The organism is Croceicoccus gelatinilyticus (genome assembly GCF_018398395.1).
Taxonomy (GTDB): Bacteria; Pseudomonadota; Alphaproteobacteria; order Sphingomonadales; family Sphingomonadaceae; genus Croceicoccus; species Croceicoccus gelatinilyticus.
The window spans coordinates 92,399-105,020 of record NZ_JAHCBF010000003.1; the positions used below are offsets into that span (position 1 = coordinate 92,399).

Annotated in this window: 13 protein-coding genes; 7 read left to right on the top strand and 6 right to left on the bottom strand. The window is 64.1% G+C overall.

Features of this window, described 5'->3' with window-relative positions:
- Nucleotides 1-6: 6 nt before the first annotated feature.
- Nucleotides 7-3,540, bottom strand: a complete 3,534-nt coding sequence (locus KIH45_RS07860) for a PAS domain S-box protein (RefSeq protein ID WP_213175464.1) — start codon at nucleotides 3,538-3,540, stop codon at nucleotides 7-9.
- 126 nt (nucleotides 3,541-3,666) lie between these two features.
- On the bottom strand, nucleotides 3,667-4,548 hold the full coding sequence (gene galU / locus KIH45_RS07865) for a UTP--glucose-1-phosphate uridylyltransferase GalU (RefSeq protein WP_213175465.1): 882 nt from the start codon (nucleotides 4,546-4,548) through the stop codon (nucleotides 3,667-3,669).
- A 169-nt stretch (nucleotides 4,549-4,717) separates the two neighbouring features.
- Here galU and murA point away from each other — a divergent pair, with 169 nt between their 5' ends.
- The 4 genes from murA to KIH45_RS07885 all read left to right on the top strand — a co-directional run bounded on the left by murA (nucleotide 4,718) and on the right by KIH45_RS07885 (nucleotide 8,627).
- On the top strand, nucleotides 4,718-6,001 hold the full coding sequence (gene murA / locus KIH45_RS07870; RefSeq protein ID WP_213175466.1) for a UDP-N-acetylglucosamine 1-carboxyvinyltransferase: 1,284 nt from the start codon (nucleotides 4,718-4,720) through the stop codon (nucleotides 5,999-6,001).
- A gap of 58 nt (nucleotides 6,002-6,059) precedes the next feature.
- Complete coding sequence (locus KIH45_RS07875) at nucleotides 6,060-7,763, top strand: coiled-coil domain-containing protein (protein WP_213175467.1); 1,704 nt, start codon at nucleotides 6,060-6,062, stop codon at nucleotides 7,761-7,763.
- 71 nt (nucleotides 7,764-7,834) lie between these two features.
- Nucleotides 7,835-8,080 (top strand): hypothetical protein, encoded by a 246-nt coding sequence (locus KIH45_RS07880; RefSeq protein ID WP_213175468.1) that lies wholly within the window; start codon nucleotides 7,835-7,837, stop codon nucleotides 8,078-8,080.
- A 67-nt stretch (nucleotides 8,081-8,147) separates the two neighbouring features.
- Nucleotides 8,148-8,627 carry a DUF305 domain-containing protein gene (locus KIH45_RS07885; protein WP_213175469.1) on the top strand — a complete coding sequence of 160 codons (480 nt, stop codon included), beginning with the start codon at nucleotides 8,148-8,150 and terminating at the stop codon, nucleotides 8,625-8,627.
- A 3-nt stretch (nucleotides 8,628-8,630) separates the two neighbouring features.
- Here the strand turns inward: KIH45_RS07885 and KIH45_RS07890 are convergent, their stop codons facing one another.
- The 4 genes from KIH45_RS07890 to KIH45_RS07905 are packed head-to-tail and all read right to left on the bottom strand — an operon-like array spanning nucleotide 8,631 to nucleotide 10,668.
- Nucleotides 8,631-8,864 carry a ribbon-helix-helix domain-containing protein gene (locus KIH45_RS07890; RefSeq protein WP_213175470.1) on the bottom strand — a complete coding sequence of 78 codons (234 nt, stop codon included), beginning with the start codon at nucleotides 8,862-8,864 and terminating at the stop codon, nucleotides 8,631-8,633.
- Entirely contained in the window at nucleotides 8,861-9,421 is a 561-nt protein-coding gene (locus KIH45_RS19450; RefSeq protein WP_213175471.1) for a GNAT family N-acetyltransferase, read from the bottom strand. Before KIH45_RS19450 ends, KIH45_RS07890 begins: the two co-directional genes overlap by 4 nt.
- A gap of 58 nt (nucleotides 9,422-9,479) precedes the next feature.
- Entirely contained in the window at nucleotides 9,480-9,986 is a 507-nt protein-coding gene (locus KIH45_RS07900; RefSeq protein ID WP_213175472.1) for a GNAT family N-acetyltransferase, read from the bottom strand.
- 1 nt (nucleotide 9,987) lies between these two features.
- The gene (locus KIH45_RS07905) at nucleotides 9,988-10,668 is read right to left on the bottom strand and encodes a uracil-DNA glycosylase (protein ID WP_213175473.1); all 681 of its coding nucleotides are present in this window, start codon (nucleotides 10,666-10,668) and stop codon (nucleotides 9,988-9,990) included.
- An 80-nt stretch (nucleotides 10,669-10,748) separates the two neighbouring features.
- Between KIH45_RS07905 and KIH45_RS07910 the strand changes: the two genes are divergently transcribed.
- Genes KIH45_RS07910 through KIH45_RS07920 form a run of 3 tightly spaced genes read left to right on the top strand, consistent with a single transcriptional unit; the run spans nucleotide 10,749 to nucleotide 12,616 of the window.
- Entirely contained in the window at nucleotides 10,749-11,369 is a 621-nt protein-coding gene (locus KIH45_RS07910) for a ribonuclease D (RefSeq protein WP_066764807.1), read from the top strand.
- Between the two features lie 42 nt (nucleotides 11,370-11,411).
- On the top strand, nucleotides 11,412-12,059 hold the full coding sequence (lptC, locus tag KIH45_RS07915) for an LPS export ABC transporter periplasmic protein LptC (protein WP_213175474.1): 648 nt from the start codon (nucleotides 11,412-11,414) through the stop codon (nucleotides 12,057-12,059).
- Nucleotides 12,056-12,616, top strand: coding sequence for an LptA/OstA family protein (locus tag KIH45_RS07920; protein ID WP_213175475.1), 561 nt, complete (start codon nucleotides 12,056-12,058; stop codon nucleotides 12,614-12,616). The genes lptC and KIH45_RS07920 overlap by 4 nt, the downstream gene beginning before the upstream one ends.
- The last annotated feature ends 6 nt before the right edge of the window (nucleotides 12,617-12,622 follow it).

Here is a 12,622-nt window from a genome sequence, read left to right on the forward strand (position 1 = left end):
GCCGTTTCAGGCCACTTTCTGCATCGTTTCCCACTCCGACCTGACGAGTTCGAGCCGCGCAGCGCCATCTTCGGCATAGCGCAGCCGGTCTTCCAGCACGCGGGCGAGTTCGCCCAGCCGCGCTTCACCGAAATACCCCGCGGTTCCGGCCAGCTTGTGAAGCTGCATGGCTAGCACGTCCCATTGCGCCTCGCCCTGTCCGGCGGCGACTTCGGCAAGGTCGGACAGAAGCCGGGCCTTACGCTCGCGATATCGTGCAGCCAGCGGGTCGGCCTCTTCGACCATCGGCTCGACAACCGCGACTTCGAGCTCCGGTTCGGACTGACCGGAAGGTGCGAGATACGTCGCGATCGCCTCTGTCAGCGCCGGCGTCTGCAGCGGTTTGGCAAGATGCCCTTGCATTCCGGCTTCGCGGCAGGCCGCAATGTCCTCTGCAAAGCAATTCGCGGTCAGCGCGACGATTGGCAGCATGTCAGGCTCGAACCCTGCGGCTCGCAGTTGGCGGGTAGCCTCCAGCCCGTCCATCTGCGGCATCTGCATGTCCATCAGGACAAGGCGGTAGGGCCGCCCTTCGGCATGAGCCGCTTCGACCATGGCAATCGCTTCGGTCCCGTCAGCGGCGAGGTCGGGGTTGAGTCCGACGTTGCGCGCCATGGCGAGGACGAGTTCCTGGTTGATGTCATTGTCCTCGGCGACCAGCACGCGCGGCGCGTCTCCCATCTGTGGCAAGGCCGGCATGGACGTTGCCGGCGGCAGTATTTCCGGGGGACCGGTCATAAGCGCCTCAGCCTGATTTGCCGGAGTATCGGAGACAGCCAGAAGCGGGATACGCAGGGTGAAGGTCGCCCCTTCGTCGAGCCGCGACTGGACGGCGATTTCACCCCCCATCAGGCGTGCCAACTGGTTCGAGATCGCGAGGCCCAGCCCCGTTCCGCCGTACCTCCTTGCTATTGAGCCATCGGCCTGGCGGAACTGGTCGAAAATGTCGCTCAGCCGTTCTGGCGCGATACCGATACCGGTGTCGGAGACGCTGATTTCCAGCAGGTCGCCTTCGACCCTTGCATGGACCGACACACGGCCCTTTTCGGTAAACTTCACCGCATTACCAATGAGGTTGAGCAGGATCTGCCGCATCCGCAAAGGATCACCGATGAGGCGCGAGGGCACGTCGGCTTCGACTTTCGCTTCCAGCGTGATGCCTGCGCTATCGGCCACGGGCTGCAACAGGCCGACGCAAGTTTCGATCTTGGCCCGCAGGTCGACGGGCGCAGGGACTATGGTCAGTTTGCCGGAATCGATCTTCGACATGTCGAGAATATCGTTCAGCAACCGCATCATCGCCCGCCCGGAATCGGCGATAAGCTGCGCGTGGCGGCGCTGCGTACCGCTCAATTCGGAATCCAGCAGCAGGTCGGTAAAACCGATCACCCCGTTCATCGGGGTGCGAATCTCGTGGCTCATGTTGGCCAGAAACGCGGCCTTGGCCTGGGCTGCGTGTTCCGCCTTCTGCCGCGCCTTGGTAAGATCCGCTTCCAGTTGCTTGGCATCCGAAATGTCGCGCACAGATGCCACGATGGAGGCGACGCCGTGTTCTCCCGGAACGGCGGACAAGTGTGCATCCATCCAGCGGCCGCCTGCTGCATCGTCCATGCGGAACTGGAAGGCGCAATTCCGCTCGTCCCCGTTCCAGAGCGGGCGCAGACGGCGGTCTATCGCCGTTTGCGCATTGCGCCCGAACAGCGCGGCGAAAGGCCGGTCGACCAGCGTATCAGGCTCGCGAGAGAACATCGAACCCGCATAAGGGGAGGCATAAGTGCAAGTGCCGTCGGCCTGAACCATGAACAATGCATCGCGCACGTTATCGGTAATCGTCTTGATGCGCCGCTCACGCTCGGCCAGTTCGGCTTCGGCCACGCGCAAGTCGGTGATGTCCATATTGATGCCGATATGGCCGGTCAGGCGCCCTTCCCCGTCGAATTGCGGCGCGGCGGCGCACGTCAGCCAGACGACCGACCCGTCGGGGCGCAGCCAGCGCCACGTATCGGCAAAGGCACTGCGCGCCGCCGTTGCCGCCATCCAGGCGTAATAGACCCGGTCGAAGTCGTCGGGGTGGATTGCATCGGCCCAGCCATGTCCGCGCCATTGTTCGCCCAGCATCCCGGTCGATTCCTGCCACGCGCGATTGACCCAGGTACATTCGCCGCGCGCATTCGTGAGGAACAGACCAGCCGGCGCAAGTTCGGCCAGCGTCGCGAATTGCCGCTCGCTCGCTTCCAGTGCGATGCGGCCCGTTGCCTTTTCCGACACGTCGAGCATGTGCCCGATCACCCCTTGCGCCCGCCCCGCGGCATCGCGGGTACAGCGCATTCGCATTTCGACGTGACGCTCTTCCCCATCGGGCCGTTCGAACGCGAGTTCGATCTGCAGAACCGTGATCAGCCCCGCACGAAGCCGCGCCATCTCCGGCCCGATCCGCTCCCGCTCTGCCGGGGGCAGGAACAGGTCGTAGGGCTGGCCGATCGTTGTTTCGCGCTTGCGCCCGGTAATCCGGTCCCATGCGGCGTTCAGCGTCTGCCACGTGCCATCATTGGCGATGCAGAAGATAACCTCGTCGATATTGTCGAGCAGGCGGCGCTTGTCGTCGCGGCTGGTGCGCAGTTCCTCGCGGTCGCGAATGCCGCGTTCGATCAGGCCCGCTAGCGGCAAGCCGACCAGCGTCAGCGAGGCGAGGAACAGTTGCAGCGTCACGAATTGCAGCGCCGGATCGCCGCGGGTCAGCGTGATCGGGCCGCTACCGAACGCGGTTGCCGCAGTGCCGATCGTCGCCATCAGGATCAGTACGAATGCCGTACCGCCGATCCCCGAACTGATCCCGGCCAAGACGACAAGCGGAGTGACGAGGAACAGGAAAGGAAAGCTCGACTGCCAGAAGATCGCGAGCGACCCCAGGATGACAATGGCCAGTACAGGCACCGGCACGAGCATTCCGCCCTGCCCGCGCGTTCGCCATGCCGCGATCCCCACCATCGTGAGAGGAGCGATGAACAGCAGCCCGCTGGCATGGCGCGCGGCGAACAGTGCGCTGGCATCGGCAATCAATGTCACTGCGATGGCAGTAGATACGGCGGTCCCTACGATCATCGATGCGACGAAGCGAAAGAAGGCCACCGGATCGGTGAAGTCGACGATCTCACCGCATAAACGCCGCGTTAGCAGGGCCGTAACCGCCACCTCGGCCAGGTTCGCGAATGTCAGGATCGCAGCCGTGTCGGTCGGCACTTTCCCCGCCACTTCGCCAAGGAAAAGGCCTGCCGCCGCCCCGAGTAGCGCCGCGGGCATAAGCTGCTTTCGCCCAGACAGGACCACGGCAAGGATGACGGCATTGGGCAGCCACAACGCTGCCAACACGCCGGTATGGGGTATCGCAAGGCTGATGGCGGCCAGCGCCAGCGAGACCGCCATCATCGCTGCACAAATCGCGATATGCGCTATCGCCTTGGGTGCGGGCCGATGTTCCTCCCAGACCGCGTCGTTCGCCATGCCTTTGCCTCGTGCTGCCAATTTCAAGCCGCCTGCCTAGGCGGCGGCTAACAAAGCCATGGCAAACAGGGCGTTAGGTATTATCCGCGAGAGGCGGCGCGCTTTTACGCAGCGCCGCCTTGCGGCTTACTCGGCCAGCAGCCTTTCGGCGATGGCGCGTACGTCCTTGCCCATGTCCTCGCGTTCAAGGGCCAGCTTCAGCGTCGCCTCGACAAAGCCAAGCTTTGAGCCGCAATCGAACCGTTCGCCTTCGAAGGTCACGGCATGGAACGGCTGGTTGCCGATCATCTTGGCCATGGCATCGGTAAGCTGGATTTCGCCGCCCGCGCCCTTTTCCTGCGTTTCGAGCGTGCGCATCACTTCGGGCTGAAGGATGTAGCGGCCCGAGACGATCTTGTTCGAAGGCGCGTCCTCAACCGCGGGCTTTTCGACCAGGCCCTTCACTTCGGTCAGGTTGCCCTTTTCCTCGCCCGGCGTGATGACGCCGTACTTGTAGACTTCCTCGTGCGGCACTTCGAGCACCGAGATCAGGTTGCCGCCGACCTCGTTATAAGCCTCGACCATCTGCTTCATGCAGTTGGGCTTGCCCCACATCAGTTCGTCGGGAAGCAGGATGGCGAAAGGTTCATCGCCCACGACGGCGCGGGCGCACCAGATCGCATGGCCAAGGCCCATCGGCACCTGCTGGCGCACGGTGATGAGATCGCCCGGCGTAAAGCGCGTATCGTCGAGCGGGCTCATGTCCTTCCCGCGCTCTTGCATGGTCTGTTCAAGTTCGAACGCGATGTCGAAATTCTCGACCAGCGCGGTCTTGCCGCGGCCGGTGACGAAGATCATCTGCTCGATCCCCGCCTCGCGCGCTTCGTCGATGGCATACTGGATCAGCGGGCGGTCGACGACGGGAAGAAGCTCTTTCGGGATTGCCTTGGTGGCGGGCAGGAATCGGGTGCCAAGGCCGGCAACGGGAAAGACGGCCTTGCGGATCGGTTTGCGTTCGGAAGAGCTCATGAGGTGGGCAGACGTCCCTGTGATTGTTCGCGAATGGTGCACCGCAACCTAGGCATGGCAGCGGGTCGGGTTCAAGGGCGGACTGGCCCTCCTCTTCCCAACGCCGAGGGAACCTGTTGGCTCCCGCGCGGTTGCTTGCCCAATACGCAAAAGGGGCTAAAGGCGGGGAATGGACAAGATCATCATCGAAGGCGGCAAGCGCCTTGAAGGCGCGCTGCCGATCTCGGGCGCGAAGAATGCGGCACTTACGCTGGTGCCCTGCGCGCTGCTTACCGAAGAACCGCTGACGCTGCGCAACCTGCCGCGCCTTGCCGACATCGACGGTTTCCAGCACCTGATGAACCAGTTCGGCGTGTCGACCACGATCGCCGGTTCGCGACCCGAAGATTTCGGCCGCGTCATGACGCTGCAGGCCCCGCGCCTTACCAATACGACCGCGCCCTACGAACTGGTCCGCAAGATGCGCGCCTCGATCCTCGTGCTTGGCCCTCTGCTCGGCCGTGCGGGCGAGGCGACCGTGTCACTTCCCGGCGGCTGCGCCATCGGCAACCGCCCGATCGACCTTCATTTGAAGGCGCTGGAAGCCTTCGGCGCGACCATCGAACTGACCAGCGGCTACGTCCGCGCCCATGCCCCTGAAGGCGGCCTTCCGGGCGGCGACTTCTCGTTCCCGGTGGTTTCGGTCGGCGCGACAGAAAACGCGCTGATGGCCGCAGTGCTGGCCAACGGCACCAGCCGCCTCGACAACGCGGCGCGCGAGCCGGAGATCGTGGACTTGTGCAATCTCCTCGTCGCGATGGGCGCCGAGATCGAGGGTATCGGCGAATCGCTGATCACCGTTCACGGCGTTAAGCGCCTCCACGGCGCGACCTACCGCGTCATGCCGGATCGTATCGAGGCCGGCTCCTACGCCTGTGCCGCCGCGATCACGGGCGGTGACGTGACGCTGACCGGCGCGAACATGAAGGACATGAGCGCTACAAACCACGCGCTGCGCAATGCCGGCGTTCATGTGGAGGAAGTGAAGGGCGGCATCCGTGTCTATGCCGACGGACCACTCAAGGCCGTGAACCTGTCGACCGCGCCTTTCCCCGGATTCCCGACCGACATGCAGGCCCAGATGATGGCGCTGCTCTGCATGGCGCAGGGCACCAGCGTGCTGACCGAGACGATCTTCGAGAACCGCTACATGCACGTTCCCGAACTGAACCGCATGGGCGCGCATATCGAGACGCAGGGCCGCACCGCCATCGTTCACGGGGTCGAGAAGCTGACCGGCGCCGAAGTCATGGCGACCGACCTCCGCGCCTCGATGAGCCTCGTGATCGCGGGCCTGCGGGCAGAGGGCGAAACAGTGGTCCACCGCCTCTACCACCTCGACCGTGGTTACGAGCGCCTTGAAGAAAAGCTGAGCCTCGTCGGCGCGAACATCCAGCGCGTCGGCGGCGACTGATCGCATCCGGCGCGGGGCACGGCTTTACCCCCGCGCCTGACCGGCTAGTCTGACCCGCGTGCAGATCGTCAAACTCGTCATCGGCTGGATCGCGCGGCACTTCGTGCTGTGGATCCTGCTGATCGGCGCGCTGCTGGTCTGGAACGCGTGGCAAGTCGGCGCAGAGCAGGAACTGCGCGCGGCCAAGCTGGAAGAAACGCTCGCCGCGATCGAAGTGCAGCGCGAGGCGGGCGAGGAAGCCCTGCGGCAGGCCGAAGCCGATGCGCGCGGGCGGTCGGTTGAAGTGCTGGAGACCATGCTGGCCGATGCAAAGGCAGATCGGGCGCGGCTGGTCAGCCAGCGCCGTTCGGACCTCAAGCGCCGCGCCTCTATCGCGCTGGCCGACAGCGACGCGATCATCGCGGACCAGACACTGGAACTCGAAATCGCGGTCGCCACACGCAAGATCGCGGGGCTCGAACGCTCGATCGCGGCGACCGAGGCGCAGATGGATCGCGCCGCGATGATGACCGCCGCGATCAAGGCCTGGCGCGAGGCAGACACGAAATGGCGCAATGCCGTGCGCACTTGCGACGCGGCCAATGCCGCGGTGAAGCGGTACGAGGCGCGGCGCGGGCTGGGCCGGTTTTTCGGCAGCATCACCGGTGAAGGCAGGCGGCTGCGCGCCTCTCGCGACGACAAGTGTTCGGGCGTTGCCGCGCTTGCCGCTCGCGCTGAACGCGTGAAAGAAATCCTCGACGAAACGCGCAAGGGCGGTGCCGCCGTTGCCCGCGCTGGCGCATGGTCGCAGGACCGGCTGGAAAGCGCCGACACCATGCTGCGCGAGGCCGTCGCCCGCGAACGCGAAGGGGCGGACGGATCGGCCCGTGCGCAGATCCGCAAGAAATGGGCCGACTGGGGCATGACCGCGATCTTGTGGCAGGCCTTCGTCGCGCTGCTGCTGATCATCGCGATGCCTTACCTCATCCGCCTGCTGTTCTGGTTCGTCCTTGCCCCGATCGCAGAGCGGCGCCCCTCCATCCGCATTGCCGTGCCCGGCGGCATCGGCGCGCCCATGCCGCCTGCCGACGCCAGCCGCACCTCGATCGCGGTCCAGCTCGGCGCGGGCGAGGAACTGCTGGTGCGGCAGGACTACCTGCAAAGCAGTTCGGTCAGCGGGGCCAAGGAAACGCAGTGGATGCTGGACCTGAAGCACCCGCTATCCAGCCTTGCCAGCGGGCTCTGGTTCCTCACCCGCATTCGCGGCGCGGGCGAAGTCACGACGATCTCTGCGGTCCACGACCCCTTTGCCGAAGTCACAGAAGTCACGTTGCCTGAGAATGGCGCGGCGGTCCTGCACCCGCGTGCGCTGGCTGCCGTCGTGCAGAAAGAAGGCCAGCCGCTGAAAATTACCAGTCACTGGCGACTCTTCTCGCTCAACGCATGGCTGACGATGCAGCTTCGCTTTCTCGTCTTCCACGGCCCTGCCCGCCTCGTCATCAAGGGCGGGCGCGGCGTGCGGGTCGAACCGGCGGGCGCGGGCCGCATCTTCGGACAGGACCAGCTTGTCGGATTTAGTGCAGAGCTGGCCTATGCCGTGGCGCGGACGGAAACGTTCTGGCCCTACTTCCTTGGCCGTGAGCAATTGCTGAAAGACCGCGTGCTCGACGGAGAAGGCATGCTGATCGTGGAAGAGGCCCCGATGGCCGGGCGCAAGGGCCAAGGTCCGCGTTCAGGGCTGGAAGGCACGATGGACGCAGCGCTCAAGGCCGTGGGGCTTTAAGAGCACGAATTTTTCGAAACAATTGGCCCGTCTCGTGCGTTCTACCGGCAAAAGAACGAAGGAGAAATCTCATGGGTCTCATCAAGATGGCCGCTCTCGGCGCACTCGGTTACGCCGGTTATCGCTACTACAACAAGCGCAATGGCGTCCCTGCAGCCTATGACGACGACGGGCCCAAGGCCACGCCGTCGAACGAAGTCACGCCGGTTCGCGATTCCGGCCCTGCCGCCATGCGGGACAAGCCGAAGACATGGTCGAAGACCGACGAAGCCGTCGACGAAAGCTTCCCGGCAAGCGATCCGGCCGCGACGTACTGATCACCTTGAAAAACCAAGCAAGGGGCGGGGAAACCTGCCCCTTCTTCTTTGAAAGGCCCGCACCGCCATGACCTATACGCGCTTTTTCGCAATGATCGCGACATCGACCGTGGTGATGTACGGCCTGATGTACCTCAACACTTATGAAACGGCGCATATATGGTTCAGCCAGACGCGTGTGTGGATGGCGCTGCTGATGGGGGCGGTCATGGCCGTCATCATGCTCGGCTTCATGTGGAAGATGTACGACCGTCCGCCGGTCAAATTCTTCATCATGGGGGCAAGTGTCGCGGTCTTCGCAGGCTCTCTATGGCTCGTGCGCAGCCAGGAAACCGTGGGTGACGTCAGCTACATGAAAGCGATGATCCCGCACCATTCAATCGCGATCATGACCAGCCGCCGCGCCCACATTTCCGACCCGCGTGTTCGCGATCTGGCCAATGGCATCATCGATGCGCAAGTGAAGGAAATCGCCGAGATGGAGAGCCTGATCGCCGATATCGAGGCAAATGGGGATGCCGAGGGCGAACCCGCCCCGATCCACTGACCGTTAGGGCAAGCGCGCCGTCACCAGCCAGACGCGGATCGCACTGGCCAGTCCCGGCGGCGTCTCGCTCCTGATCCGCTCGGCATCGATCTTCGCGACGAGCATATTGATCGACATCCCCTGATCGGCCGCGGCATCCTTCAGCATGTCCCAAAAAATCGGTTCGAGACTGATCGAAGTCTTGTGCCCGGCGATCTCGACAGAGCGTTTGACCGGCGGATGATAGGCCTCGCTCACAGGTCGATCCGCCAAAGCAGCGTTTCATGACAGGGGTGATGCAAGTCGCCCGCATCGAAAGTCCCGACCACGCGCCCGCCGACTTTCTCGATCGTGCGCTGCGAGGCGATGTTGTCCTGGTCCGTCGTCAGTTCGACGTATTCCAGCCCGATCTCTCGCGCCTCCTTGCAGATCTGGATCAGCGCACGCGTCGCATATCCGTTACCGCGATGCCATTCGGCAACCGTATAGCCGATATGACCCGGCACCCCTTCGGGCAGCGCGCTCGTCCCCTTGGCCCAGCGCAAGTTGATCGAGCCGATGAAGGTCCCATCCTCCCACATCCAGCGGGTAATGCCCGGAAGCCGGGGCTTGAATGAACCGTCCGGCATCTCGATTGGCGGGCCTATTCCTTCCGGGTCGTGCATCAATGCGATCAGTGCCTCGGGATCTCGCTCAAGCTGCTCAAGCTGTTGCTGACGGACCCTTTCGACGTTGATGTTATGCGGCGCGAACCCGCGTTCGAGCGCATCGCGGTATTCCGGCAGCATCGCCAGTGTCGGAAGCACCAGTTCCATCGCTCAAGCTCCGTAAGCGCAGGTCATTGCGTCACTACGCATGATGCCCGATCCGCCCTCACCCGGTCCAGTCCTCAACCGTGATGGCCCAACGTTCATGATCGCGCCATTGCCCCCCTATCATCAGGTAGCGTGGACTATAGCCTTCCTTGCGAAAACCAGCCCTTTTGACCAACGCGATGGAGCGCATGTTCTCGGGCTGGATATTCGCCTCGATCCGGTGCAGCCCGACCTCGGTAAAGACGAAGCGCAGGACTTCGCCTATAGCCTCGGTCATCAGCCCGCGGCCTGCCGTCGCCGGATAGCCGTGATAGCCAAGATAGGCGCTACGAAAGTTGCCTAGCGCGATCTGGGTGACGTTGAAGACGCCGACGAGTTCGCCCTCTGTCGTCCGCGCAATGCGGGTGCGATTGGCAGGGGCCGAAGCAACCTCCAGCCATGCAGCAAATGCTTCCGCGTCGATGCAGGGCGAGGCGAAGTCGCCGTGATGCCCGCGCGCGGCCCGGTTCGCCGCGATCATTTCGGGCCCGTCTGCTTCGGTGAGGGGGAAAAGCTCTACGCTCATCTCACCACGCCACCGGCTGGCGCCCATGCGCCCTCAGAAAGGCGTTGGCGCGACTGAAGGGTTTGGAGCCGAAGAAACCGCGATGGGCCGAAAGCGGGCTCGGGTGCGGACTTTCGATGACGCAGTGGCGGGTGTCGCCCGCCAGTTCGGGAATGCGCCGCGCCTTGCCCTGCGCGTGGCTGCCCCAGAGGATGAAGACGCTCGGCTCCTCGCGCCTTGCAACCGCGGCGACGCAGGCATCGGTGATCGCGTCCCAGCCGCGTTTCTGGTGCGAGCCTGCATTGGCCGCCTCCACCGTCAGCGCATTGTTGAGCAGGAGCACGCCCTGCTCGGCCCAGCGGGTCAGGTCGCCATTGCCCGAAGGCGCAGTGCCGCAGTCGGCTTCGAGTTCCTTGAAGATATTGCGCAGCGACGGCGGCAATTTCACCCCGTCCGGCACCGAGAACGCCAGTCCGTGGGCCTGCCCCGGCCCGTGATAGGGGTCCTGCCCCAGGATCACGACTTTCGCCTCATCCAGCGGCGTCAGGTCCAGCGCGCGCAGCCGCTGCCCCCGCGGCGGATAGACGGTCTTGCCACCCGCTTCCTCTTCGCGCAGCCAGCCGCCCAGCTTGCGCGCCTCTTCCGACGCAAGCACGGGTTCGAGCACCGGGGCCCAGGATTGCGGGATCGCCTCACCGTTCATCGTGCAAGGGATTAGGCTTTTTGCCTTTCTGCCGCCAGCCGCCCCTTTCCCTCTTTCCCCATTCGGCCTAAGGGCCATTCATGGCAGTTTACCTCCACGAAGAAGACCTTCCCGAAGGCGTGCTCGCACCCGGCCCCGTGGCCGTCGATACCGAAACGATGGGCCTCGTCACCCGGCGTGACCGGTTGTGCGTCGTGCAGATCAGCGACGGCAAGGGCGACGAACACCTCGTGCGCTTCAAGGTCGGTAGCGATTATGACGCGCCCAACCTCAAAGCAGTGCTCGCCGATCCCTCGCGGGAGAAGTACTATCACTTCGCCCGCTTCGATCTTGCCGCGATCCAGCATTACCTCGGCGTGATGGCAGGGCCGGTGTTCTGCACCAAGATCGCCAGCAAGCTGACGCGCACTTATACCGACCGCCATGGCCTGAAGAACCTCGTCACCGAGCTTCTGGGCAAGGACATGAGCAAGCAGCAGCAGTCGAGCGACTGGGGCGCGCCCACGCTGATCGAGGCGCAGAAGGAATACGCCGCCAGCGACGTGCGCTTCCTGCACGAGATGGTCGAGATTTTCCGCGTCCGCCTCGAACGCGAAGGCCGCACCGAAATCGCGCAGGCCTGCTTCGACTTCCTGCCGACGCGCGCGCTGCTCGACCTCGCGGGCTGGGAAGACAAGGACCTGTTCAGCCACGAGGCCTGATAAGCCCTTCGCCTGAGAGGATCGGACCCCATATAACGAGCCATGACCGCCGAAGCCGACATCATCCGCGACAAGCGCCAGCACATGGCGGCCCCCGGCGGCACGCATGACAAGCTCGTGCGTTTTCTCGTGCTGGTCTTGCCGGTCGCGATCGGCGTGCTGTTTGCGCTGATGATCCTTGCCCCGCTCTCGCCGCGCGGGGAAATCAGCTTCCTGCTCGACCGGGACAAGGTGCAGGTCACGCCCAACCGCATCTCGGTGAACAAGGCGATGTACCGCGGCCTCGATGCAGAGGGGCGGCCTTTTGCCGTCATGGCGGGCAACGCGGTCCAGAAGACCCGCGAGATCCGCAAGATCGAGATGGACGACCTGACCGCGCGTATCCTGCTGGACAACGGCCCTGCGGAATTGAGCGCGCAGAACGGCATCTATGACTTTGGCGACGACACCGTTTCGGTGCCCGGCGCGGTCAATTTCATGGCTGCCGACGGATACCGCATGATCGCGCGCGACGTGTCGCTCGACCTGTCTGAAAAGAAACTGGTCGGCACAGGCCGGGTCGAGGGGCGTATCCCCGCCGGCACATTCAGCGCCAACCGACTAGAGGCCGATTTGCAGGCCCGCACCGTATCGCTTATCGGAGACGCCCGGCTCCGCATGGAACCCGGCTCACTCAGGATGCCCCGATGACTCTCAAGACCATTCTGAAATCCCGCACCCTTCGCGCAGGTCTTGCAGGCTTCGGCCTGACCGCCGCCATTATGCTCGGCGCGCAGCAGTTATCCGCGCAGTCGATCGCCGGCTTCAACTCGAACCAGCCGGTCGACTATGCCGCCAACCGGATCGAACTGCAGGACCGCGAAAACCGCGTGGTGCTGTCTGGTGACGTCGCGATCAAGCAGGGCGACCTGCGCCTCAATGCCGGTCGCACGATCGTGAACTACACCGATGCAGGCGCACTGAAGATCCAGCGCATCACCGCCACCGGCGGCGTGCAGGTTGCTCGCGGCAACGAAACGGCGCGCGGCAATGTCGGAGTCTACGACTTCAACCGCCGCATCATCACTCTGGTCGGCGACGTGCGCCTGCGCCGCGGATCCGACACACTAAACGGCGGCCGGCTCGTGATCGACCTCAACACCGGCGTGTCCAGCGTCGATGGCCGCAGTGCGGGCTCCTCGTCCTCTGCCGGTGGCGAGACTTCGTCGAACGGCCGTGTGAGTGGAAGCTTCTCGGTCCCCGAATAAGAATTC

What these genes read in the sequence shown, in the direction of transcription:
- KIH45_RS07860 (WP_213175464.1), bottom strand. Translation starts at nt 3,540, where the DNA reads ATGGCGAACGACGCGGTCTGGGAGGAACATCGGCCCGCACCCAAGGCG.
- galU (WP_213175465.1), bottom strand. Translation starts at nt 4,548, where the DNA reads ATGAGCTCTTCCGAACGCAAACCGATCCGCAAGGCCGTCTTTCCCGTT.
- murA (WP_213175466.1), top strand. Translation starts at nt 4,718, where the DNA reads ATGGACAAGATCATCATCGAAGGCGGCAAGCGCCTTGAAGGCGCGCTG.
- KIH45_RS07880 (WP_213175468.1), top strand. Translation starts at nt 7,835, where the DNA reads ATGGGTCTCATCAAGATGGCCGCTCTCGGCGCACTCGGTTACGCCGGT.
- KIH45_RS07885 (WP_213175469.1), top strand. Translation starts at nt 8,148, where the DNA reads ATGACCTATACGCGCTTTTTCGCAATGATCGCGACATCGACCGTGGTG.
- KIH45_RS19450 (WP_213175471.1), bottom strand. Translation starts at nt 9,421, where the DNA reads ATGGAACTGGTGCTTCCGACACTGGCGATGCTGCCGGAATACCGCGAT.
- KIH45_RS07900 (WP_213175472.1), bottom strand. Translation starts at nt 9,986, where the DNA reads ATGAGCGTAGAGCTTTTCCCCCTCACCGAAGCAGACGGGCCCGAAATG.
- KIH45_RS07905 (WP_213175473.1), bottom strand. Translation starts at nt 10,668, where the DNA reads ATGAACGGTGAGGCGATCCCGCAATCCTGGGCCCCGGTGCTCGAACCC.
- KIH45_RS07910 (WP_066764807.1), top strand. Translation starts at nt 10,749, where the DNA reads ATGGCAGTTTACCTCCACGAAGAAGACCTTCCCGAAGGCGTGCTCGCA.
- lptC (WP_213175474.1), top strand. Translation starts at nt 11,412, where the DNA reads ATGACCGCCGAAGCCGACATCATCCGCGACAAGCGCCAGCACATGGCG.
- KIH45_RS07920 (WP_213175475.1), top strand. Translation starts at nt 12,056, where the DNA reads ATGACTCTCAAGACCATTCTGAAATCCCGCACCCTTCGCGCAGGTCTT.